The sequence below is a fragment of the Kitasatospora sp. NPDC057904 genome (assembly GCF_042887925.1).
Taxonomy (GTDB): Bacteria; Actinomycetota; Actinomycetes; order Streptomycetales; family Streptomycetaceae; genus Kitasatospora.
The window spans coordinates 331,671-354,581 of sequence record NZ_JBHVOL010000007.1 but is presented as its reverse complement, the minus strand read 5'-3'; the positions used below and the strand labels follow the sequence as shown (position 1 = coordinate 354,581).

The window sequence follows — 22,911 nt, the reverse complement described above, 5'->3', positions numbered from 1 at the left end:
AAGAGTGATCGAGGAGAAGGGTTCCGTCGCCATGTCCGAGAACGCCGCCGCAGGCGGGCCGCCGCGGGCCCCGCTCACGCTGGACGAACTGCGCACCCTGGTGGACGCCGGCGAGGTGCACACCGTCGCCCTCGCCTTCACCGACATGCAGGGCCGTCTGCAGGGCAAGCGGTTCGCCGCCCGGTTCTTCCTCGACGAGGTCGTCGAGAACGGCGCCGAGGCCTGCGACTACCTGCTGGCCGTCGACGTCGACCTCAACACCGTCGACGGCTACGCCTTCTCCTCCTGGGCCACCGGCTACGGCGACTTCGCGATGCGCCCCGACCTCGCCACGCTGCGCCTGACCCCGTGGCAGCCCGGCACCGCCCAGGTCACCGCCGACCTGGCCCGGCACGGCGGCCACCCGGTGGACGCGGCGCCGCGCCAGCTGCTGCGCCGCCAGATCGCGCGCCTGGCCGAGCACGGGCTGGCCGCCGACATCGGCACGGAACTGGAGTTCCTGGTCTTCCGGGACACCTACGAGCAGGCCTGGCTGGGCGGTTACCGCGGCCTGACCCCGGCGAACCTGTACAACGTCGACTACTCGATGCTCGGCACCGCCCGGGTCGAGCCGCTGCTGTCGCGCATCCGCAACGAGATGGCGGGCGCGGGCCTGACCGTCGAGTCGGCGAAGGGCGAGTGCAACCTCGGCCAGCACGAGATCGCCTTCCGCTACGCCGACGCCCTCACCACGTGCGACCAGCACAGCGTCTACAAGACCGGCGCGAAGGAGATCGCCGCCCAGCTGGGCTGCGCGCTCACCTTCATGGCCAAGTACGACGAGCGCGAGGGCAACAGCTGCCACATCCACCTGTCGCTGCGGGACGCCGTCGGCGCGCCCGCGTTCGCGGACCGGGACGGCCGGATGACCGACACGATGCGGCACTTCCTGGCCGGACAGCTCGTCGCGCTGCGCGAGTTCGGCCTGCTGTACGCGCCGAACATCAACTCGTACAAGCGGTACCGCCCCGGCTCGTTCGCGCCGACGGCGGTGGCCTGGGGCCGGGACAACCGCACCTGCGCCTACCGGGTGGTCGGTCACGGCCCCGGCCTGCGGATGGAGAACCGGGTGCCCGGCGGGGACGTCAACCCGTACCTCGCGGTGGCCGGGATGATCGCGGCCGGCCTGCACGGCGTCCAGCAGAAGCTGGATCTGCCCGCGCCGTGCCTGGGTAACGCGTACGCCGTCGAGGAGTACGCCCGGGTGCCGGGCTCGCTGCGCGAGGCCGCCGACCTGTGGGCCGGCAGCGAGCTCGCCCGGACGGCCTTCGGCGACGACGTGGTGGAGCACTACCTGAACATGGCCCGGGTCGAGCAGTCCGCGTACGACGGCGCCGTGACCGACTGGGAGCGCTACCGCTCCTTCGAACGGATGTGAGGCCGATGACCGGGAAGGGTTCCGCGCACGAGGACGGGGTCTGCCGACGCCTGGTCGGCCGCACCGCCGTGATCACCGGCGCGGGCAGTGGCATCGGCCTGGCCGCGGCGCGCCGACTGGCCGCCGAGGGCGCGAAGGTGGTGTGCGCGGACCTCGACGAGGCGAGCGGCAGGGCGGCGGCGAAGGAGGTCGGCGGCCTGTTCGTGCACACCGACGTCACCGACCCGTACATGGTCGAGGCGCTGTTCGACGAGGCCTACGAGACGTGCGGCAGTGTCGACGTGGCCTTCAACAACGCCGGCATCTCGCCCCCGGAGGACGACTCGATCCTGACCACCGGCCTGGAGGCGTGGCGGCGGGTCCAGGAGGTCAACCTGACCTCCGTCTACCTGTGCTGCAAGGCGGCGCTGCCGTACATGCGCCGGCACGGGCGGGGCTCGATCATCAACACGGCGAGCTTCGTGGCCCGGATGGGCGCGGCGACCTCGCAGATCTCCTACACCGCCTCGAAGGGCGGGGTGCTCGCGATGTCCCGCGAGCTGGGCGTGCAGTTCGCGCGGGAAGGGATCCGGGTGAACGCGCTGTCGCCGGGGCCGGTGGACACCCCGCTGCTGCGGGAGCTGTTCGCGAAGGACCCGGAGCGGGCCGCGCGCCGCCTGGTGCACATCCCGCTGGGCCGGTTCGCCCGCCCGGAGGAGATCGCGGCGGCGGTGGCGTTCCTCGCCAGTGACGACTCGTCGTTCATCACCGCGAGCGAGTTCCTGGTCGACGGCGGCATCGCCGGGGCGTACGTCACGCCGCTGTAGACCGCCCCGCCGGGCCGCCGCCCCGCCGCCCCGTCGGGAGCGGCCCGGGGGCCGTCCAGGGTGCTTCTCACCGTAATCTCATCCGGAAGCACGGGAATTCACGCTTGTGCTGATTTCGCGCTTATCCGCCTGCCTTTACATTCTTTGGTGTGAGTGAGCAGATTCCCGCCGGGTGGTACCCGGACCCCAAGGACACCAGCAGCGACCCGAGACCGCAGCGCTGGTGGGACGGCAAGGGCTGGACGGCCAGCACCCGGCCCGCACCCTCGGACGCGCCGACGCCGGAGCCCCCGGCCGCCGACGCTCCGGGGCCGGGGACGGCCGAGGAGCCCGCGGCGGCGGCCGGCGGGCCGACGGTCCTGGAGGGCGAGGTGCTGGAGAGCGGGACGGTCCGCTACCCGGAGCCGCCGCCCTTCGGCACCGCGTACGGTGCCGAGGTGCCGCCGCCGGCCAAGGCCCGGCGCAAGCCCTCCAAGCTGGTCGTGGCGACCGTCGTGGCGGCGCTGGTCGGCCTGGGCGTCGGCTCGGGGGTGACGTACCTCGCGATGGACGGCCACGGCGACCGCACGCAGCGCGTGGCGAAGCCGCAGGCCGCGCCCTGGGAGAACGGCCCGTGGAACGACTTCCCCGGCCTGGGCGGCGGCAGCGGCGGTCCCGGGGGCGGCGGCTCCGGCGGCAACGGTGGCGGCAACGGTGGCGGCAACGGCAAGGGCGGCAGCGGCGGCAACGGTTCCGGTGGTTCCGGCGGCAACGGCAAGACCCGCCCCGGCTCCGGCGGCGCGATCGACCTGGTCAACCGGATCACCCTGCCCGTCCCGTCCGGCTGGGACGCGGGCAGCACCCGCGACGGCTTCGCGTCGATGAGCGTCGGCACCTACACCTGCGCGGGCGGCGGCACCGGCACCTGCACCCTCGGCGGCGTGAACACCGGCCACATCGACGGCGCCACGGACGTCCAGGCAGCGGCGAAGAGCGACATCACCCAGGCCGCCAAGGACGCCTACGGCGACATCACCGGCCACCAGGAGCTCAAGTCCGAGGCCGTCACCGTGAACGGCAAGAGCGGCTACCTCGTCCGCTGGAAGGTCGACGCGCCGACCGGCAACAACGGCTACGTGCAGACCGTGGTCTTCCCGTCCGCCGACGGCACCGGCCTGGTCTCGGTGCACTTCGGCTTCGACATCGCGGACAAGGCGCCGGACCCCGCGGTGATGGACACCATCGTCAAGGGCATCGGCGACTACAAGGGCAAGCTGCCCTCGATCCCGCTGCCCGGCGGCGGCACCGGTGGGGCGGGCGGCGCAGGCGGCTCGGGCAGCACCGGTGGCTCCGGCGACCCGGGCACGGGCGGCACCACCACCACCGCCACCTGAGCGGCGGCGACTCCTCACGCACCAGCGGCGGCCCACCCGGAACCTCCGGGTGGGCCGCCGTCGTTCGCTCACTTCGCACGCGGGGAGCCGGACCGGACGGGGGTGGGCCGGTCCGGCCCCGCATCCGGCCCTCAGGAGTCGCGTCGAACAGCCTCGACACGACGGCGCCGGAGCACCATGCCGGCCCAGCCGACGCTGATCGCCGCCGCGCCGGCGAGCAGCAGCGGACCGGTGGCCGACGTGCCGACGGCCGCGGAGGCGGTCGGCACCACGAGACCGGCCGGGGAGTTGGGGTCGCCGCCGTGACCGTGGTGGGCGACCGTGGACTTCGGGGCGTCCGCGGCGATCTGCGCGTCGCTCGGCGCGGCCGGGGCCTGCGCCGCGAGCGCGGACACCGGGGCGCCGCCGGCCGCGGTGGGCCGGCCGAAGTCGACGTCCGAGCAGCTGTAGAACGCCTCCGGGCTGTCGCTGCGCTGCCAGATCATGTACAGCAGCTGGCGGCCGGTGCGCTGCGGCAGCGTGCCCGGGTAGGTGTAGTACCCGTTGGTGGCGGTGCGGTCGACCTGCACCTGGGCCACCGGCGTCGGGTCGAGGTCGGACCACTTGAGGGGCTTCGTGGGGTCGTAGCCCTCCTTGGTGATGTAGACGGTCTGGGTGCCGACGTGCGGCGCGGTGGTGCGGAACTGGAAGGTGAAGGCGCCCGCGGCGACGGCGGTGGCCGGCCAGTCGGTGCGCGGCCAGTCCAGGGCCTGGTACTTGTCGCGGTTGGCCGAGCAGAGCTTGCCGTCCGGGATCAGCGCCTGGTGGTTGCCGTTGGCGTTGGCGATGTTGACCTCGTTCCAGTCGTAGAGCGGCTGGGTGCCGCTCGCCGCGACGAGGTCCTTGCAGACCTGGGAGACGGGGTGCTCGGGACCCTCGGCGTAGCAGGCCGCGACCCGGCTGACGGGCCCGGTCATCGTGCCGTGGGCACTGGCGGTGCCGGCGGTGGCCGCCGCCATCGCGAGGACCGCGGCGCCGACGGCGCCGACGGACAGGGCACTTCGCTTGATGGACATGGGGTGGGGACTCCTCGACCGTCGTTCCGGGCGGGTGTGGGGGAGCGGACACGCCTGCCCGTTCGGGAGCCGCGGCCCGGATCGCGGACCCCCGGGCAGAGCGTAGGATTGGTCTGGACCAGATGGCAATAGCTCTGCGTCATGCGGTTATTGACGGACTGTATGGCCCCGAGCAGCACAAAGGCCCGACGGGACACCGGGGTTAGGCGTTCCATCGGGCCTGTTTAAGGCTGCGGAAAGGTCAGCGGGTCCGGTCGTTGTAGAAGCCGGCCTGGATCACGTTCTGGTGGTTCCCATCCTTGATCGTGTTGTTGATGATCGTCACGTTGGCTGCCTGGTCGTCCTGCCTCGGAGCGAACTCGTCGAGGATTGCGACGAGTTGAGTGACCATGGCCGGGTCGTTCGCCAGCAGTCGGCGCAGCTTCGGCTCCCACTCGCCCTGCGCGCTCCGGGCGGCGGACTCGCTGTCGCCCTCCTGCGCCGAGACCAGCTCGGCCTGGGTCTCGTCCAGCTCCTCGGCGACCGACTCCGCCTTGCGGCCGAACATCGCGGCAACGCGCGGCTTGACCCGGTCCCAGGCCGAGGTGACCATGAGGCCGGCCAGGACGGTCGCGCCCCTCGTCGCAATCTCAGTGATCTCGGCGTCCATGCCGCTCCCTTGTCGTCGCCCAATCTCGGCACCACCGTAGGGCAGAACCGGACGAAGCGTCAGAGGAACGTCTTCCCCTCGCCCCGGTACGTCGGGACGGTCCGGACGACCCGGTCGCCCTCGATCAGGTGCAGCTCGGCGAAGCGTTCGCACAGTTCGCCCGCCTTGGCGTGCCGGAACCAGACCCGGTCGCCGATCAGCAGGTCGTCCGCAGCGGCGCCGAGCAGCGGGGTCTGGACCTCTCCCGCGCCCTCCGTCGGGTCGTAGCGCAGCCCCTCGGGCAGGTACGGGGTCGGGGAGCGGTCGGGGCCGGCCGGTCCGGAGGCTGCGTAGCCGCCGCCGAGGACGGTCACCACGCCGACGCCGGGCCGCCGGACGACCGGCTGGCCGAAGAGTGCGGCCGGACGGCCGTCGAACGAGCGGTAGTTGTCGAACAGCCGGGGCAGGTAGAGCCCGGAGCCGGCCGCGACCTCGGTGACGGCGCGCTCGGCCACCGTGCTCTCCACGCTGCCGGTGCCGCCGCCGTTGACGAACTCCAGCTCGGCGACCTGCCGCAGTCGCCGGACCGCGGCCGCGCGCCGCTCGGCCAGTTCGGTGCGGGCCTTGGCCTGCATGAGCCGGATCACCCGTGAGCGCACCGGCCGTCCGGGCACCCGGTCGCCGACCCCGGCGACGTGCCCCTCGTACGCCATCAGGCCTACGACCCGGAAGCCCGGGCGGCGCTGGACGGCCTCGGCGAAGGCGCCGAGGTCCTCGGGGGTGCGCAGCGGCGAGCGGCGGGCGCCGATCCGGACGCGTCCGCCGAGCAGGTGCAGCGCGGCGTCGAGCTCCAGGCAGACCCGGACCTCGGCGTCGCCGGCGCGGGCCTTGTCGATCAGGTCGAGCTGGGCGGGGTCGTCGAGGACGACGGTGACCTCGCGGGCGAGCTCCGGGTCGGCGGTCAGCGCGGCGAAGCCGTCGCGGTCGGCGGAGGGGTAGGCGAGCAGGACGTCGCGCAGGCCGGTGCGGGCGAGCCAGAGCGACTCGTCGAGGGTGAAGCTCATCACCCCGGCGAAGCCGTCGGTGGCGAGCGCGCGTTCCAGCAGGGCGCGGCAGCGCAGCGACTTGCTGGCGACCCGGATCGGCTTGCCGCCCGCGCGGCGCACGAGGTCGGCGGCGTTGGCGTCGAAGGCGGCGAGGTCGACGACGGCGACCGGCCCGTCCAGGTGTGCGGTGGCCCGGTCGTACCGGGCGCGGTCGGAGACCGGGGTGGCGCTGGGAGCGGGTTCGAGCATCACCATGCGCGCAGGCTGCCACACCCGGCTACCCGTGGGTAGGGGGCGCGTGCGGATTTGTGCGGCTCCCGGGACGGGGTGGCATAGGGTCGGCCGGGTGGACCGCAAAGACTTCTCCAACCCGGCGTTCGTCGGCAAGAGCATCCCGAACCCCGGCTTCGGCGACGACGACGGCACGGCGGACGCGGCGCTGACCGCGGCGCTCGCCCGCTGGTCGCAGGACCGCTCGGCCGAGCCCGAGGTGCTGGCGGCGCTCACCCCGACCCGGCTGATGGTCCCGATCGTCGCCCTGCTCGGCGAGGTCGAGGTGGACGAGCACGGGCACAAGCACGACAAGACCAGCGACATGGCGGTGCCGGTGCTGGAGGCCCCGGACGGGCGCCGCGCGCTGCCGGCGTTCACGTCGCTGGAGACGCTGGCCCGCTGGCGCGCCGACGCCCGCCCGGCGCCGGTGGCGGCCCCGCAGGCGGCGATGGTCGCGTACTCCGAGAAGGCCGACACCCTGCTGATCGACCCGGCGGGCCCGGTGCCGTACCAGCTGACCGGCGCCCGCCTGCGTGCGCTCGCCGAGAACCGGCCGTATCTGCCGCCGCTGCGCGACCCCGAGGTGCGCGAGGCGGTGCGGGCGCTGCTGGCGGACCAGCCGCAGGTGGTGTCCGGCCTGCTGGGCCCCGGGGACGGCTCGGACGGGGTGCTCGCGGTGGTGTTCGACCCGGAGCTCGACCAGGCGGGCGTGCAGGAGGCGGCCCGGCGGGTCGGCCGCGCGGTGGCGGCGGACCCGGTGCTCCGCGTCCGGCTGGACCGCGGCCTGGACCTGGCGGTGCTGCCGGCGAGCGCGCAGCTGCCGGGGGAGCCGCTGTACCGGCGGTAGAAACGAACGGGGAGCACCTACCAACGTTGGTAGGTGCTCCCCGGGAGAACCGCTCAGGAGTAGACCGGCCCCGTGAACTTCTCGCCCGGCCCGGCGCCCGGCGCGTCCGGCACGATGGACGCCTCGCGGAAGGCCAGCTGCAGCGAGCGCAGGCCGTCGCGCAGCGGGGCGGCGTGGAAGTTGCTGATCTCCGGGGCGCCGGCGGTGACCAGTCCGGCGAGCGCGGTGATCAGCTTGCGGGCCTCGTCGAGGTCCTTGTCCTTGTCGCCGCCCTCGGCGAGGCCGCACTTGACGGCCGCGGCGCTCATCAGGTGCACGGCGACGGTGGTGATCACCTCGACGGCGGGGACCTCGGCGATGTCCCGGGTCAGGTCGTCGAAGCCGATCGCGTCGTCGTCCGCGCCGGGGTTCTGGGTGGGCTCGCTGCTCAAGGGGGGCTCGTTCCGTCGTGCCGGTGTCCGTGTACACCTGGAGCGTACAAGGGCCCCGGAATGCGCCGAAAAGTGCGGTGCGCGCGCGTGGAAGGCGCGGAAAAGCGCGGAAACGCGGGGTGTGCCGGGGCGGAATGGCGTTCGACCTTCCGGCGCTGTATGCTTCGAGACTGACCGGCCGGGATCCCGCATGGGCACCCGGCCAGCAAGTGGAGGCTCCACCCAGGAGGCCCGAGAGGGCAACCGCGACAGTCTCCCACCTGGTCGGCCTCGCGGTCGACGGGTCCCGGTCCGCGACGGGCGCCACGGCGCCGAGTCGCCGCAGCGCCCCTCACCGGGTGCCGCCCCCGGATTGTGTGGAGCCCCGCTTGTACCGAGCGGGGCTTTTTTCGTGTCGCGGGTGCAGATGGTGCCGAGCAGGTGCCGGGCAGCGCAGCACGAATGAAGCCCCGCCCAGTGGTCGAGTCCACTACGTGCGACCGCCGTCCGACGGCCGCATCGCAGAAGGTGCAACCGAGGAGGCCCCATCAGCACCGAGCCCCGCATCAACGACCGGATTCGCGTTCCGGAGGTGCGACTCGTCGGTCCCAGCGGCGAGCAGGTCGGCATCGTGCCGCTTGCCAAGGCGCTGGAGCTCGCGCAGGAGTACGACCTCGACCTGGTCGAGGTCGCGGCGACCGCCCGGCCGCCGGTGTGCAAGCTCATGGACTACGGCAAGTTCAAGTACGAGTCGGCCATGAAGGCCCGTGAGGCGCGCAAGAACCAGGCGCACACGGTCATCAAGGAGATGAAGCTCCGGCCGAAGATCGACCCGCACGACTATGACACCAAGAAGGGTCACGTCGTCCGGTTCCTCAAGCAGGGCGACAAGGTCAAGATCACGATCATGTTCCGCGGTCGTGAGCAGTCCCGCCCCGAGCTGGGCTTCCGTCTGCTGCAGCGGCTCGCCGACGACGTCCAGGACCTGGGCTTCGTCGAGTCCTCGCCGAAGCAGGACGGCCGGAACATGATCATGGTTCTTGGCCCGCACAAGAAGAAGACCGAGGCGATGGCCGAGGCCCGCGCCCTCGCGGACGCCCGCAAGGCCGAGCGACTGGGCCGGACCGCCGGCTCCGACGCCGCCGCGGACGAGGACGAGGACGCGGCGCTTGAGGCCGAGAACGCCGCTGCCGAGGCGGAGGCCGCCGAAGCGGAGGCCGCCGAGGCCGACGTCGAGGCCGCTGCCGAGGTCGAGCAGCCGGCCGAGGCCTCCCAGGACGCCTGAGCCTTCACGGCCAGGGCGCTCGGGAGACCGGCCCACCACGGTGACGGGGCGCCCCGCCCGGTCACCGCAGATCCATCCAGTTCACGCCCGCGTGGCGCACACCGCGCGGGCGTGGACGGGACCGACGAGGAGATACGGCGAAATGCCGAAGCAGAAGACGCACAGTGGCGCCAGCAAGCGCTTCAAGATCAGTGGCTCTGGCAAGGTGCTGCGCGAGCGCGCCGGTCGCCGCCACCTCCTGGAGCACAAGCCCTCGACGCTGACCCGCAAGCTGGCCGGGACCGTCGAGCTGGCCCCCGCTGACGCCAAGAAGATCAAGAAGCTTCTCGGCAAGTGATCGCCCTCCCGCCCGGCGCGAGCCGTGTGCGGGGCAGCTGATCCTTCCCGACCCATTCGAATGACGGACCGCGTGAAGTAGTCCGTGGTCCAACCCAAGGAGTAATCAAGTGGCACGCGTCAAGCGGGCAGTCAACGCCCACAAGAAGCGCCGGGTCATCCTGGAGCGCGCCAGCGGCTACCGTGGCCAGCGCTCGCGCCTGTACCGCAAGGCCAAGGAGCAGGTCACCCACTCGCTGGTCTACAACTTCAACGACCGCAAGAAGCGCAAGGGCGACTTCCGTCAGCTGTGGATCCAGCGCATCAACGCTGCGGCCCGTGCCAACGGCATCACCTACAACCGCTTCGTGCAGGGCCTGAAGGCCGCCAGCGTCGAGATCGACCGCAAGATGCTGGCCGACCTGGCCGTCAACGACCCGGGTGCGTTCGCCTCCCTGGTCGAGGTCGCCCAGAAGGCGCTGCCGGCCGACGTGAACGCCCCGAAGGCCGCCGCCGACGCCGCCTGATCCTCCAGGATCGGTTGAGCTCCGACCGGACCCGCAGGCTCTCCTGCGGGTCCGGTTCTGCGTTTTCCCCGTCCTTCGGCGCCGCGTCCCTCGGCGCACGTCCCTCAGCGCCCCCGTCCCTCAGCGCCCCCTTCACAGAGCCCCAGAGAACGAGACCATGCCGAGCACCGACACCCCCCTGCTGACCTCCCTGCGCTCGCCGCGCGTCGTCGCCGCCCGCCGGCTCGCCAAGCGGAACCAGCGCACCAAGGAGCGCCGCTTCCTGGCCGAGGGCCCGCAGGCCGTCCGGGAGGCCGTCGCGTACGGCCGGCTGCCGGGCTCGGGCGAGCACGCGGTGGTCGAGGTGTACGTGACCCCGGAGGCCGCCGAGCGGCACGCCGGGATCGTGGAGTCCGCGCTGGACGAGGGGCTCGCGGTGCTGACCGCGACCGACGAGGTGATCGCCGGGATCTGCGACACGGTGACCCCGCAGGGCATCGTCGCGCTCTGCCGCTTCATCGACACCCCGTTCGCCGACGTCCTGGCGGCCCGCCCGAAGCTCGTCGCGATCCTCGCCCACGTGCGCGACCCCGGGAACGCCGGCACCGTGCTGCGCACCGCCGACGCCGCCGGCGCGGACGCCGTGGTGCTCACCGACGCCTCCGTGGACCTGTACAACCCGAAGGCTGTCCGGGCCTCCGTCGGCAGCCTGTTCCACCTGCCGGTCGCCGTCGGCGTGCCGGTCGAGGAGGCCGTCGGGCAGCTGCGCGCGGCCGGGATCCGGGTGCTAGCCGCCGACGGCGCGGGGGAGCGGGACCTCGACCAGGAGCTCGACGAGGGCACCCTGGGCGCACCCGGCGCATGGGTGTTCGGCAACGAGGCGTGGGGGCTCCCGGAAGAGACCCGCGCGCTCACCGACGAGGTCGTGCGCGTGCCGATCCACGGACACGCCGAGAGCCTCAACCTGGCCACCGCCGCGGCCGTCTGCCTCTACGCCTCGGCCCGGGCGCAGCGCGGGCCCGGCGGCTGTCGCTCGAACGGCTGACGGCACCCCGCACGATCCACCCGCCAGGCCCTACTACCGGGGGCATGGAGGCGCTAGGGTCTGCCTCGGTGGGGGGAACGGCACGGTGGGTAATCGGGGAGGACACCCATGGTCGGCAACGGGCCCGAGCTCGACCCGGACGACCTGCCGGACGGCCTGGTGGTCGCCGACGCGCTCGGCCGGGTGGTCCGCTTCAACCGGGCCGCGGCCCGGATCACCGGCGTGCCCCCGGAGGCCGCGCTGGGCAGCGCCCTGGACGACGTCCTCCCGCTGGAGGACCTCGACGGGCGCCGCTGGTGGCAGCTGACCGACCCGTACGGCGGCCTCGCGATCCGCACCGGCCAGCCCGAGCGCAACCTGCTGCTGCCCGGCGGCCGGGAGGTGCTGGTCTCCGCCCGCTACGTGCGGGCCGTGCCGCTGGGGCCCCTGGAGCGCCTGGTGATCGCCCTGCGCGGCACCGAGGACCGCCGGCGCACCGAGCGCAGCCATGCCGAGCTGATCGCCACCGTCGCGCACGAGCTGCGCTCGCCGCTGACCAGCGTCAAGGGCTTCACCGCGACGCTGCTGGCCAAGTGGGAGCGGTTCACCGACGGGCAGAAGCGGCTGATGCTGGAGACCGTCGACGCCGACGCGGACCGGGTCACCCGGCTGATCGCCGAGCTGCTGGACATCTCGCGGATCGACGCGGGCCGGCTGGAACTGCGCAAGCAGGTCGTGGACGTGGCCGCGGCGGTGCGCCGGCACGTCGAGCGCAAGGTCGCCACCGGCATCCCCGAGGAGCGCTTCGACGTCCGGATCACCGAGCCGCTGACCGTGCTGTGGGCGGACCCGGACAAGGTCGACCAGGTGCTCGCCAACCTGCTGGAAAATGCGGTGCGGCACGGCGAGGGAACTGTCACGATCGAGGTGGCACCGGCCAAGGAGGTCGTCGAGGCACCCGTCTGGGAGCGCTCCGGCACCCCGCCCCGCATCGTGGAAGGCACAGCGGTCACCGTGAGCGACGAAGGCAGCGGCATCCCCGAGGAGTCGATGCCGCGCGTCTTCACCCGCTTCTGGCGCGGCTCCAAGCGCGGCGGCACCGGCCTCGGCCTCTACATCGTCAAGGGCATCGTGGAGGCCCACGGCGGCTCGATCCGCGTCGACCGCGCGCCCGGCGGCGGCGCCCGGTTCCGATTTATCCTGCCCGCCGGGGTGCCCGACTTCATGCTCTGAAAGAGCATGAACGACGAACACAGCATGCTGTGGTCGGGTCCGGACGGGCTTGACGGCAGCCGCGCAACGCGCTGCGACTACACTCGACCTTTGGCGTTGCGCAACGCCCTGCGCGGCCGTGCCGCGGACATCCCTTCCCGTGAACGGAGATCGGCTGCCCGTGCCCCGGCCACGCCGGGCGTGACGCGAAGGCGAGCCCAATCACCTGAGCACGGACGAGCAGGAGCACGGGAAGATAGAGATGTCGGCACCCAACAAGTCGTACGACCCGGTCGAGGTCGAGGCCCTCAAGCCCGAGGTGGTGGAGCAGGCGCGGGACGAGGCCGTCGCCGCCTTCGCCGCCGCCACCACGCTCGACGAGCTGAAGCAGGCCAAGGTCGCCCACACCGGCGACCGCTCCGCGCTCTCCCTCGCCAACCGCGAGATCGGCGCCCTGCCCCCGCACGCCAAGGCCGCCGCAGGCAAGCTGATCGGCCAGGCCCGCGGCGCCGTCAACCAGGCCCTCGCCAAGCGGCAGGCCGAGCTGGAGGCGGAGCGCGACGCCCGCGTGCTGGTCGAGGAGGCGGTGGACGTCACGCTGCCCTACGACCGCACCCCGCGCGGCGCCCGCCACCCGCTGACCACGCTGGCCGAGCGCATCGAGGACACCTTCGTCGCGATGGGCTACCAGGTCGCCGAGGGCCCCGAGGTCGAGGCCGAGTGGCTCAACTTCGACGCCCTCAACCTCGGCCCGGACCACCCGGCCCGCTCGATGCAGGACACCTTCTTCGTCCAGGCCCCGGACGGCTCCGCCGACTCCGGCGTGGTGCTGCGCACCCAGACCTCCCCGGTCCAGGCCCGCACCATGCTCGACCGCGAGCCCCCCGTCTACGTCGTGTGCCCGGGCCGGGTCTACCGCACGGACGAGCTGGACGCCACCCACACCCCGGTCTTCCGCCAGGTCGAGGGCCTCGCGGTGGACGAGGGCATCACCTTCGCCGACCTCAAGGGCACCATCGAGGTGCTGGTCGAGAAGCTGATCGGCACCGGCCTGGAACTGCGCTGGCGCCCCTCGTACTTCCCGTTCACCGAGCCGAGCGCCGAGATCGACCTGCAGTGCTTCGTGTGCCGCGGCGAGAGCGTGGGCAACCCGGACCGCCCGTGCCGCACCTGCTCCTCCGAGGGCTGGATCGAGCTCGGCGGCTGCGGCGTGGTGAACCCGCGCGTGCTGGTGGCCTGCGGCGTCGACCCGAACCGCTACAGCGGGTTCGCCTTCGGCCTGGGCCTGGAGCGGATCCTGATGAATCGTCACAACGTCGCCGACATGCGCGACATGGTCGAGGGTGACGTGCGCTTCACCCTCCCGTTCGGGATGGAGATCTGATGCGCGTCCCGCTTTCCTGGCTGCGCGAGTACGTCGACCTGCCGGCCGGCGAGACCGGTCGCGACGTCGCCGAGCGCCTGGTCCGGGCCGGCCTGGAGGTCGAGACCGTCGAGCAGCTCGGCGGTGACCTCAAGGGCCCGCTGGTGGTCGGCGAGGTGCTCTCCATCGAGGAGCTGTCCGGCTTCAAGAAGCCGATCCGGCACTGCTTCGTCAACGTCGGCGACGCCAACGGCACCGGCGAGCCGCAGGAGATCGTCTGCGGCGCGACCAACTTCGCGGTCGGCGACAAGGTCGTGGTCGTGCTCCCGGGCGCCGTGCTGCCCGGCCCGTTCCCGATCGCGGCCCGCCAGACCTACGGCCACACCTCGGCCGGCATGATCTGCTCCGCGCGCGAGCTCGGCATGGGCGACGACCACGCGGGCATCATCGTGCTCCCGCCGGAGTTCGAGCCCGGCACCGACGCGATCGAGCTGCTCCAGCTCGTCGACGAGGTGCTCGACATCGCCGTCACCCCGGACCGCGGCTACTGCCTGTCCATGCGCGGCGTGGCCCGCGAGGCCGCCGCCGCGTACGGGCTGCCGCTGGCCGACCCGGCGCTGCTCGACGTGCCGCCGGCGAACTCCTTCGGCTACCTGGTCAAGGTCAACGACCCGGCCGGCTGCGACCGCTTCGTGGCCCGCACGGTCGTCGGCGTGGACCCGAACGCCAAGTCCCCGATCTGGCTGCAGCGCCGCCTCCAGAAGGCCGGCATCCGCCCGATCTCGCTGACCGTCGACATCACCAACTACGTGATGCTGGAGGTCGGCCAGCCGCTGCACGCCTACGACAAGCAGCGCGTGGACGGCCCGATCACGGTCCGCCGGGCGGCCGAGGGCGAGATCCTCACCACCCTGGACGGCGTCAAGCGAAAGCTCGCCGCCGAGGACCTGCTGATCTGCGACAACAGCGGCCCGATCGGCCTGGCCGGCGTCATGGGCGGCGCCTCCACCGAGATCCTCGACCCGGCCGCCGGTCCGGGCACCACCGAGGTGATCATCGAGGCGGCGCACTTCGACCCGGTCGCCATCGCCCGCTCCGCCAAGCGGCACAAGCTGCCGTCCGAGGCGTCCAAGCGCTTCGAGCGCGGCGTCGACCCGGAGGCCGCCCGCGCCGCCGCGCAGCGCGCCGTCGACCTGCTGGTCCTGATCGCCGGCGGCACCGCCGAGGCCGGGGTCACCGACATCGCCGCGCCGCACCCGGTGCGCACCATCACCATCGCCGCGGACCTGCCCGACCGGGTCGCCGGCACCGCGTACGGCCGCGAGACCGTCACCCGGCGCCTGCAGGAGATCGGCTGCTCGGTCGCGGGCGCCGACGTCCTGGAGGTCACCCCGCCGACCTGGCGCCCCGACCTCACCGACCCGTACGACCTCGCGGAGGAGGTCATCCGGCTGGAGGGCTACGACAACGTCCCCGCCCGGATGCCCGACGTGCCGCCGGGCAAGGGCCTGACCGAGGCCCAGCGCGTCCACCGCCGGATCGGCGTCGCGCTGGCCGGGGCCGGCTACGTCGAGGTCAACAACTACCCCTTCCTCGGCGAGCCCGCCTTCGAGGCGCTCGGCCTGGAGGCGGACGACCGCCGCCGCCGGACCGTCAAGCTGGTCAACCCGCTCAACGACGAGGAGCCGGCGCTGCGCACCACGCTGCTGCCGGGCCTGCTCGGGGCGCTGCGCCGCAACGTCGGCCGCGGCAACACCGACCTGGCGGTCTACGAGACCGGCACGGTCTTCCTGCCCAAGGACGAGCCGGCCGTGGCCCCGCGCCCGGCCGTCGACCGGCGCCCGAGCGACGAGGAGCTGGCCGCGCTGGACGCCGCGCTGCCGGACCAGCCGCGCCGGGTCGCCGTCGCCCTCGCGGGCGAGCGGATGCCCTCCGGCTGGTGGGGCGCCGGTGCCCAGGCCTCCTGGGCGGACGCCGTCGAGGCGGCCCGCACGGTGGCCCGCGCGGCCGGCGTCGAGCTGACCGTGCGCCAGGGCCAGCTGGCGCCCTGGCACCCGGGCCGCTGCGCCGAGCTCGTCGTCGCGGGCACCGACCGGGTCGTCGGCCACGCCGGTGAGCTGCACCCGCGCGTCGTCAAGGCGCTCGGCCTGCCGGCCCGCACGGCCGCGATGGAGATCGACGTCGACCTGCTCACCGCCGACGGCGCCGAGAAGGTCAGCGGCCCGGCCGTCTCCGGCTTCCCGGTGGCGACGCAGGACGTCGCGCTGATCGTCGACACGGCCGTCCCGGCCGCCGACGTGGAGGCCGCGCTGCGCACCGGCGCGGGCGAACTGCTGGAGGCCATCCGGCTGTTCGACGTCTTCACCGGCGAGCAGGTCGGCGAGGGCAAGAAGTCGCTGGCCTACGCGCTGCGCTTCCGCGCCGCCGACCGCACCCTGACCGCCGACGAGGCCACGGCCGCCCGCGAGGCCGCCGTCGCCGAGGCCGTCACCCGTACGGGAGCGGTGCTGCGCGGGGCCTGATCCCGCAGCGCCCGAGAGGGCCCCGTCCTGGACCGCGAGGTCCGGGGCGGGGCCCTCTCGCGTTTCCCCGGTTCTCCCGGCCTCCCGACTTGACGATCGATCACCCCGTCGCTTATCTCTTTACCTATGGAAGTAGATAAAGCCGATGACCAGCCCTCGCCGATCGAGTTCCGCCTCGACCCGGCCTCCGGCGTCCCGACCTACCTCCAGCTCGTGCAGCAGGTCGAACAGGCGCTGCGCATGGGCTGGTTGACGGAGGGGGACCGGCTGCCCCGGGTGCGGGAGGTGGTGGCGGGGCTGGCGATCAACCCCAACACCGTGCTGAAGGCGTACCGGGAGCTGGAGCACCGGGGGCTCGCGGCGGGCCGCCGCGGGCAGGGCACGTTCGTGCGCGGGCTGCCCGCCGGGGTGGTGCCGCTGCGTGAACGGGCGGCGCTGCGGCGGGGGTTGTTGGACTGGATGCGCTCGGCGCGGGCCGCCGGGCTGGACGAGGGGGGGATGGCCGCGGTGTTCGAGGACGCGCTGCGCGACCTGCGTGAAGGCCGGGACGGGGTGGTGGCGTGACGGCCGCCGACACGGTGATCGACTGCGGCGGGCTGGGCAAGCGCTACCGCCGCTCCTGGGCGCTGCGGGACTGCAACCTCGCCGTCCCGGCCGGGCGCGTCGTGGCCCTGGTCGGCCCGAACGGCGCCGGCAAGACCACGCTGCTCGGCCTGGCGGCCGGCCTGACCCTGCCCAGTGCGGGCGCGATGACCGTCCTCGGCGGCCAACTCCCCGGCTCTCCGGAGGCGTTGGACCGGATCGGCTTCGTGGCCCAGAACGCCGCGCTCTACCCGGGCCTGCGCGTGCGTGACCTGCTCGCGATGGGCCGCCACCTCAACCGCCGCTGGGACGCCGACCGGGCGCGCACCCACCTGGAGGGCCTCGGCATCCCCCTGGACCGCAAGTACGGGCGCCTCTCCGGCGGCCAGCAGGCCCAGGTCTCGCTCGCCCTGGCGCTCGCCAAGCGGCCCGAACTCCTGCTCCTGGACGAGCCGTTGGCCGCGCTCGACCCGCTCGCCCGGCACGACTTCATGGCCGTGCTGCTGACCGCCGTGGCCGAGGACGGCCTCTCGGTGGTCTTCTCCTCGCACGCCGTCAACGAGCTGGAGCAGAGCTGCGACTACCTGGTGGTGCTCGGCGGCGGCCGGGTCCAGGTGGCGGGGGAGGTGGACGACCTGGTGGCCGGCCACCGGATGCTCACCGGCCCGACCGCCGAGGCGGACGCGGTGGCCGGGCGGCTGCCGGTGGTCCGCGACCGCCGGGCCGGCGTCCAGTCCCACCTGCTGGTCCGCACCGGCGGCCTGGACGCCCCGGTCTCCGACGGCTGGCGCCAACAGCGCGTCGGCCTGGAGGAGATGGTGATCGCCTACCTGCGCGAGCCGGCCGCCTCCGCCCTCCCCGGCCCGCGCGGGGCCGTCCGTCCGAACGAGAAGGTCCTGCAGTCGTGAGCGCAATCGCCCTTGGTGCGGCCACCGCCTCGCCGCGCCGCAGCGCCGTCCTGCGCGCCGCCGCCATCCGCCACCGCACGGCCGTGCTGACCCTGGTCGGCGTGATGGCGGCGCTGTCCGTCGCGATGCTGCTGCACGGCTGGTACGTCCACGCCGGCCTGCACCGCCTCGGGGCCGACTCCTGCGACCCGGACACCGTCGCGTGCCTGGCCAAGTACAAGCAGTTCATCCACCAGTACGGCATGCCGTTGCAGACCCTCGACGGGGTGCTCTACGTGCTCGGCGGCGGGTTCGGCGCCTTCGCCGGGGGACCGCTGCTGGCGAGGGAGTTCGAGCACGGCACGGTCCGCTTCGCGTGGACCCAGGGCGCCGGACGCTCCCGCTGGACGGTCGGCGCGGTGACCGTGGTCGGCGGCGCCGTCGTGGTCGTGGCCGCGCTGTTCGGGGTGGTGCAACGGTGGTGGAGCGAGCCGCTGGTCCGCGAGGCGGGGCAGTTCAACCCGGACATCTTCATGCAGACCTGGCCGGTGATGGCCGGCCGGGTGCTGCTGACCTTCGGGCTGGCCGTGCTCGCGGGCGCGGTGCTGCGCCGCACGGTGGTGGCGGTGGGCGTCGGGCTCGCGGGCTCCGTGGCCCTGCCCTTCGTCGCCCAGGCGTTCCGGACGCACTACCGGCCACCCCTGGAGGAGGCCGTGCACACGATGACGCCGCTCTCGCTGGACGGGCGCTGGGTGCTGGACGTCTGGTACTCGGACCCGGCCGGGAACCGGATCGGCACGGGCGAGTTCTACGACCGCGGCGGCGACTTCGCCCACCTCCAGGCGATGGTGCGCGACGGCGGCTACACCGCGCACCAGGTGTACCAGCCGGCGGACCGCTTCTGGCCGTTCCAGTTCATCGAGGCCGGCTGGATGCTGGCCCTGGGGATCGCGGCCTGCGCGGCGGCGGTGTGGTGGGTGCGCCGCCGGGCCGTCTGACGGAGAAGTTGAGGAGGGTGTGTCAAAACCCTTGCGGCAGCGGGGCTGTTGGGCGCTAATTTCTCGTTAGGAAAGTTTCCTAACCCCCACGGGAAACGGAGCGTGCACATGCGTCCTCAGCCCCGCCGCGCCCTCGGCATCGCCCTCGCCGCCGTCCTGGTGGCCGCACCCGCCGTGGTCGTCTCCGCCGGTGCGGCCGGCGCCGCGCCGACGGCGGCCGTCCGGCTCAAGGGAGTCGGACTCGACGACCCGCACAAGAAGGACATCGCGATGCAGTTGGTGTCGAGTGCGGAGAACTCCTCGCTGGACTGGAAGGCCCAGTACAAGTACATCGAGGACATCGGTGACGGGCGCGGCTACACCGCCGGCATCATCGGGTTCTGCTCCGGCACGGGCGACATGCTCGACCTCGTCCAGCACTACACCGCGCTCAAGCCCGGCAACGTCCTCGCCAAGTACCTGTCGGCGCTGAAGAAGGTCAACGGCAGCGCGTCGCACGCCGGTCTCGGCACCCCGTTCGTCAAGGACTGGGCCGCCGCCGCCAAGGACCCGGTCTTCCAGCAGGCCCAGAACGACGAGCGCGACCGGGTGTACTTCAACCCCGCCGTCGGCCGGGCCAAGGCGGACGGGCTGCGCGCGCTCGGCCAGTTCGCCTACTACGACGCCATCGTCATGCACGGCCCCGGAGACGGGTCCGACAGTTTCGGCGGCATTCGCGCCGCGGCCATGAAGAAGGCCAGGACCCCGGCCCAGGGCGGCGACGAGGCCACCTACCTCAAGGCCTTCCTGGAGGCCCGCAAGGTGGTCATGAAGAAGGAGGAGGCCCACTCCGACACCAGCAGGGTCGACACCGAGCAGACGGTCTTCCTCAATGCGGGGAACTTCGACCTCAACCCGCCGCTGCACTGGAAGGTCTACGGCGACAGCTACTCGATAGCGAGCTGAGCCCCCGGTGGGCCGGAGGGGATCCCCCCCCTGGCCCACCGCACCCTCGTCCGCAATTAATAAGTCCCCTGAATTATCAATATCCACCCCGAATTCGATCTTCGAAAGTGTGAAAGTCCTGTTCATCCCATAACGAATCGAGCATGGGGATAACGAAGTCTCCTCCCCTTATTGACGCATTCGCCCGGTGGGGCTTGACTCCCTCCCCTGCCGCACCGTTCGCGGCGCAGTACAGGAGGCACCACCGAACATGAACAGAGCCATGCGTCTCGCGGCCACGGGCACGGCCGCCGTGTCGCTCGCACTCACCCTCGCGGCCTGCGGGCAGACCGGCGCGGCGCAGAAGCCGGCCTCCGGCGGAGGCGGCGAGGCCATCGGTCTCCTCCTGCCCGACAACGCCTCCTCCACGCGTTACGACGCGTTCGACAAGCCGCTGATCCAGCAGACGGTGACCGGCCTCTGCACCCAGTGCACCCTCGACTACGCCAACGCGGGCGGCGAGGCGATCACCCAGAAGAAGCAGTTCGACGACCTGGTCGCCAAGGGCGTGAAGGTCATCCTGCTCGACCCGGTCGACGCCAAGGTCACCGCACCGTGGGTCGACGCCGCCAACGCCAAGGGCATCAAGGTCGTGTCCTACGACCGGCTGGCGCAGGGCAAGGTCGCCGCGTACGTGTCCTTCGACAACGAGCGCACCGGCGAACTCCAGGGCCAGTCCCTGCTCGACGCGCTCGGCTCCAAGGCCTCCTCGGCCAACGTCGTGATGATCGACGGCGCCGAGTCCGACCCCAACGCCGCGCAGTTCAAGGCGGGCGCGCACCAGGTGCTGGACGGCAAGGTCAAGAAGATCGCCTACGAGCAGTCCGGCGAGTGGAAGACCGACGTCGCCACGGCGAAGATGAACGAGGCCATCCAGAGCCTCGGGAAGGACGGCATCCAGGCCGTCTACGCCGGGAACGACGGCATGGCCGGCGCCGTCATCGAGGCGCTGAAGACCGCGGGCATCAAGAACGTCCCCGTGGGCGGCCAGGACGCGTCCATCGACGCGGTGCGCCGGATCCTCACCGGCGAGCAGGCCTACACCATCTACAAGCCGTACAAGCCGGAGACGGACGCGGCCGGCAGCATCGCCGTCCAGCTCGCCGAGGGCATGGACATCAGCACGACCGCGACCACCCTCACCTCCAGCGACGGGCTGCAGATCCCCTCGCTGCTGCTCACCCCGATCGTGGTGACCAAGGCGAAGGTCGAGGCCACGGTGGTCGGCGGCGGCCTCTACAAGGCGGCCGACATCTGCACCCAGCAGTTCGCGGCGGCCTGCGCCTCGGCCGGGGTCCAGTAGCCGGAGCGCCGGAAAAGGGGCGCGCCCGCACCGGAGATCCGGTGCGGGCGCGCCCCTTCGTGCGTCGGCCGGACGGCTCAGACGCTCGCGGTGTAGTCGTAGAAGCCGCGGCCGGACTTGCGGCCGAGCAGACCGGCGTCGACCATCCGGGACAGCAGCGGGGGAGCGGCGTACAGCGGCTCCTTGTACTCGTCGTACATCGACTCGGCGATCGACACGATGGTGTCCAGGCCGATCAGGTCGCACAGCCGCAGCGGGCCCATCGGGTGGGCGCAGCCGGCCTCCATGCCCTTGTCGATGTCGGAGGCGGTGGCCACGCCCGACTCGAACATCCGCACCGCGGACAGCAGGTACGGCACCAGCAGGGCGTTGACGACGAAGCCGGCCCGGTCGCGGGCGCGGATCGGCTCCTTGCCGAGCACCTCGGTGGCGAAGGCCTCGACCCGCTCGGTGGTGGCGCCCGAGGTGGTCAGGGTCGGGATGACCTCGACCAGCTTCTGCACCGGCGCCGGGTTGAAGAAGTGCAGACCGATGACCTGCTCGGGCCGCGAGGTGGCGGCGGCCAGCTTGACGATCGGGATCGACGAGGTGTTGGAGGCGAGGATCGCGTCGCGGCGCTGGACCACCTGGTCCAGGGTCTGGAAGATCTGGACCTTGATGTCCTCGCGCTCGGCGACCGCCTCGACGACCAGGTCGCGGTCGGCGAAGTCGGCCAGGTCGGTGGTGAAGGACAGCCGGGCCAGGGCCTCGTCCCGCTGCTCGGGCGCCAGCTTGCCGCGCTTGACCGCCGTCTCCAGGGAGTTGGTCAGCCGGGTGCGGCCGAACTCCAGGGCCTCCCCGCTGGCCTCCGACACCAGGACGTCCAGCCCGGCCCGGGCGAAGACCTCCGCGATGCCCGACCCCATCAGGCCGCAGCCGATCACTCCGACGCGCGCGATGTCACTCACTAGTTGCCCTTCGGTGGTGCTGGGGGTCGCCCAGCGACAGGTGGCCCAGCGTGGCGCTGGTCGGCCCAGCGGTGCTGCTGGACTACGGGCCGGTGTGCCGGAATGGGTGCACCGGTGCACCGTCCCGACGACGTTACTACTCCCTACCGGCCAGTAGGTCACCCCCTCCCCGGCCCGGTGCCGCGCCCGGCACCACACACCCGAACGGGTGACGGCGCTCCGCCCGCCCGTGCGCCCGGACCCGCGGGCGCCCGGCGCCCGACAGAATGCCGCAGACGGGGGCCGGGGACGGACGAGGGAGCGCGCAGTGCCGACGGGATCGCTCACGGGGCAGGTCGCCCTGGTCACCGGAGCCGGCCGCGGGATCGGCCGCGAGATCGCCATCGGGCTCGCCGCCGAGGGCATGGCCGTCGGCCTGGTCGGCCGCACCCACGCGACGCTCACCGACACGCTCAAGGAGTGCGTCCGGCACGGCTCGCGCGGCGTCGCCGTGACGGCCGACGTCACCCGCCCCGGCTCGGTGCGCGAGGCCGTCCGGCTCGTCGAGCGCGACCTCGGCCCGGTCGACCTGCTGGTCAACAACGCCGGGCAGGTGGACCGCACCGAGGCCCCGATCTGGGAGACCGACCCCAACCAGTGGTGGCAGGTCGTCGAGACCAACCTGCGCGGCCCCTACAACCTCCTGCGCTGCGTCCTGCCCGGCATGGTCGAGCGCCGCCGCGGCCGCGTCGTCAACCTCAACTCCGGCTTCGCGCTGCGCCCGGACGGCCACTACACCGCGTACGCGACGTCCAAGGGCGCGCTGCTCAAGCTCTCCGACAACATGGCGGACTCGCTCGCCGAGCACGGCGTCGTCGTGCTCGACATCAGCCCCGGTGCGGTGGCCACCGACATGACGGCCGGGATGCCGATGTTCCGGGACATGAAGGCCTGGGGCTCGATCCCGTACATGGTCGCGGTCACCGTCGACGCGGCGCGGGGCCGGTTCGACGCGCTGCACGGACGCTTCATCCACGCCGGGCGCGACGACCTGGCGGAGCTCGTCCGCCGCGCGGAGGAGATCCGCGGGACGGACGCGAGGACGCTGCGGCTGCGCCCGTACAAGGACGACGACCCGATGGCCTGAGG

General features: G+C 72.8%; 22 protein-coding genes. 17 read left to right on the top strand and 5 right to left on the bottom strand.

What is annotated here, in order from left to right; translation table 11 throughout:
* The first annotated feature begins 31 nt into the window (after positions 1-31).
* The 3 genes from ACFVSN_RS20585 to ACFVSN_RS20575 all read left to right on the top strand — a co-directional run bounded on the left by ACFVSN_RS20585 (position 32) and on the right by ACFVSN_RS20575 (position 3,596).
* A complete protein-coding gene (locus ACFVSN_RS20585) occupies positions 32-1,417 on the top strand; it encodes a glutamine synthetase family protein (protein ID WP_380444319.1) in 1,386 nt (461 codons plus the stop codon).
* A gap of 5 nt (positions 1,418-1,422) precedes the next feature.
* Complete coding sequence (locus ACFVSN_RS20580; protein ID WP_387956346.1) at positions 1,423-2,223, top strand: 3-oxoacyl-ACP reductase; 801 nt, start codon at positions 1,423-1,425, stop codon at positions 2,221-2,223.
* A 149-nt stretch (positions 2,224-2,372) separates the two neighbouring features.
* Complete coding sequence (locus ACFVSN_RS20575; protein WP_387956345.1) at positions 2,373-3,596, top strand: DUF2510 domain-containing protein; 1,224 nt, start codon at positions 2,373-2,375, stop codon at positions 3,594-3,596.
* Between the two features lie 131 nt (positions 3,597-3,727).
* Here ACFVSN_RS20575 and ACFVSN_RS20570 read toward each other — a convergent pair whose 3' ends face one another.
* The 3 genes from ACFVSN_RS20570 to ACFVSN_RS20560 form a co-directional block, all read right to left on the bottom strand.
* Positions 3,728-4,651 (bottom strand): lytic polysaccharide monooxygenase, encoded by a 924-nt coding sequence (locus ACFVSN_RS20570; protein ID WP_387956344.1) that lies wholly within the window; start codon positions 4,649-4,651, stop codon positions 3,728-3,730.
* Between the two features lie 241 nt (positions 4,652-4,892).
* The gene (locus ACFVSN_RS20565) at positions 4,893-5,300 is read right to left on the bottom strand and encodes a hypothetical protein (RefSeq protein WP_380443565.1); all 408 of its coding nucleotides are present in this window, start codon (positions 5,298-5,300) and stop codon (positions 4,893-4,895) included.
* A 59-nt stretch (positions 5,301-5,359) separates the two neighbouring features.
* The gene (locus ACFVSN_RS20560) at positions 5,360-6,574 is read right to left on the bottom strand and encodes an alanine racemase (RefSeq protein WP_387956369.1); all 1,215 of its coding nucleotides are present in this window, start codon (positions 6,572-6,574) and stop codon (positions 5,360-5,362) included.
* A 97-nt stretch (positions 6,575-6,671) separates the two neighbouring features.
* On the opposite strand from ACFVSN_RS20560, the gene ACFVSN_RS20555 reads away from it, so the two are divergent.
* Complete coding sequence (locus ACFVSN_RS20555; protein ID WP_380443567.1) at positions 6,672-7,445, top strand: SseB family protein; 774 nt, start codon at positions 6,672-6,674, stop codon at positions 7,443-7,445.
* 53 nt (positions 7,446-7,498) lie between these two features.
* Here ACFVSN_RS20555 and ACFVSN_RS20550 read toward each other — a convergent pair whose 3' ends face one another.
* Complete coding sequence (locus ACFVSN_RS20550; protein ID WP_329928691.1) at positions 7,499-7,876, bottom strand: DUF1844 domain-containing protein; 378 nt, start codon at positions 7,874-7,876, stop codon at positions 7,499-7,501.
* A gap of 526 nt (positions 7,877-8,402) precedes the next feature.
* Between ACFVSN_RS20550 and infC the strand changes: the two genes are divergently transcribed.
* The 12 genes from infC to ACFVSN_RS20490 all read left to right on the top strand — a co-directional run bounded on the left by infC (position 8,403) and on the right by ACFVSN_RS20490 (position 20,836).
* Complete coding sequence (gene infC / locus ACFVSN_RS20545; RefSeq protein ID WP_380443649.1) at positions 8,403-9,140, top strand: translation initiation factor IF-3; 738 nt, start codon at positions 8,403-8,405, stop codon at positions 9,138-9,140.
* A 142-nt stretch (positions 9,141-9,282) separates the two neighbouring features.
* Positions 9,283-9,477: a 50S ribosomal protein L35 gene (rpmI, locus tag ACFVSN_RS20540; RefSeq protein WP_030055648.1), complete on the top strand. Its 195-nt coding sequence runs from the start codon at positions 9,283-9,285 to the stop codon at positions 9,475-9,477.
* Between the two features lie 109 nt (positions 9,478-9,586).
* Positions 9,587-9,982 (top strand): 50S ribosomal protein L20, encoded by a 396-nt coding sequence (gene rplT / locus ACFVSN_RS20535; RefSeq protein WP_030055649.1) that lies wholly within the window; start codon positions 9,587-9,589, stop codon positions 9,980-9,982.
* A gap of 157 nt (positions 9,983-10,139) precedes the next feature.
* Complete coding sequence (locus ACFVSN_RS20530; RefSeq protein ID WP_380443569.1) at positions 10,140-11,006, top strand: TrmH family RNA methyltransferase; 867 nt, start codon at positions 10,140-10,142, stop codon at positions 11,004-11,006.
* Between the two features lie 108 nt (positions 11,007-11,114).
* Positions 11,115-12,218 (top strand): ATP-binding protein, encoded by a 1,104-nt coding sequence (locus ACFVSN_RS20525; protein ID WP_380443571.1) that lies wholly within the window; start codon positions 11,115-11,117, stop codon positions 12,216-12,218.
* Between the two features lie 241 nt (positions 12,219-12,459).
* Positions 12,460-13,581, top strand: coding sequence for a phenylalanine--tRNA ligase subunit alpha (gene pheS, locus ACFVSN_RS20520; protein WP_329928694.1), 1,122 nt, complete (start codon positions 12,460-12,462; stop codon positions 13,579-13,581).
* Complete coding sequence (gene pheT, locus ACFVSN_RS20515) at positions 13,581-16,082, top strand: phenylalanine--tRNA ligase subunit beta (RefSeq protein WP_380443573.1); 2,502 nt, start codon at positions 13,581-13,583, stop codon at positions 16,080-16,082. Before pheS ends, pheT begins: the two co-directional genes overlap by 1 nt.
* Positions 16,083-16,208: 126 nt before the next feature.
* Positions 16,209-16,646 carry a GntR family transcriptional regulator gene (locus ACFVSN_RS20510; RefSeq protein WP_380443575.1) on the top strand — a complete coding sequence of 146 codons (438 nt, stop codon included), beginning with the start codon at positions 16,209-16,211 and terminating at the stop codon, positions 16,644-16,646.
* The gene (locus tag ACFVSN_RS20505) at positions 16,643-17,572 is read left to right on the top strand and encodes an ATP-binding cassette domain-containing protein (RefSeq protein ID WP_387956343.1); all 930 of its coding nucleotides are present in this window, start codon (positions 16,643-16,645) and stop codon (positions 17,570-17,572) included. Before ACFVSN_RS20510 ends, ACFVSN_RS20505 begins: the two co-directional genes overlap by 4 nt.
* On the top strand, positions 17,569-18,549 hold the full coding sequence (locus tag ACFVSN_RS20500) for a hypothetical protein (protein WP_380507009.1): 981 nt from the start codon (positions 17,569-17,571) through the stop codon (positions 18,547-18,549). Before ACFVSN_RS20505 ends, ACFVSN_RS20500 begins: the two co-directional genes overlap by 4 nt.
* A 108-nt stretch (positions 18,550-18,657) precedes the next feature.
* Positions 18,658-19,494, top strand: a complete 837-nt coding sequence (locus ACFVSN_RS20495; RefSeq protein WP_387603211.1) for a chitosanase — start codon at positions 18,658-18,660, stop codon at positions 19,492-19,494.
* A 250-nt stretch (positions 19,495-19,744) separates the two neighbouring features.
* Positions 19,745-20,836, top strand: a complete 1,092-nt coding sequence (locus tag ACFVSN_RS20490; RefSeq protein ID WP_387956342.1) for a sugar ABC transporter substrate-binding protein — start codon at positions 19,745-19,747, stop codon at positions 20,834-20,836.
* Positions 20,837-20,913: 77 nt separating this feature from the next.
* Here ACFVSN_RS20490 and ACFVSN_RS20485 read toward each other — a convergent pair whose 3' ends face one another.
* Entirely contained in the window at positions 20,914-21,783 is an 870-nt protein-coding gene (locus ACFVSN_RS20485) for a 3-hydroxybutyryl-CoA dehydrogenase (protein WP_380443584.1), read from the bottom strand.
* Positions 21,784-22,090: 307 nt separating this feature from the next.
* Here ACFVSN_RS20485 and ACFVSN_RS20480 point away from each other — a divergent pair, with 307 nt between their 5' ends.
* The gene (locus ACFVSN_RS20480; RefSeq protein ID WP_380443586.1) at positions 22,091-22,909 is read left to right on the top strand and encodes an SDR family NAD(P)-dependent oxidoreductase; all 819 of its coding nucleotides are present in this window, start codon (positions 22,091-22,093) and stop codon (positions 22,907-22,909) included.
* Positions 22,910-22,911 lie beyond the last annotated feature (2 nt).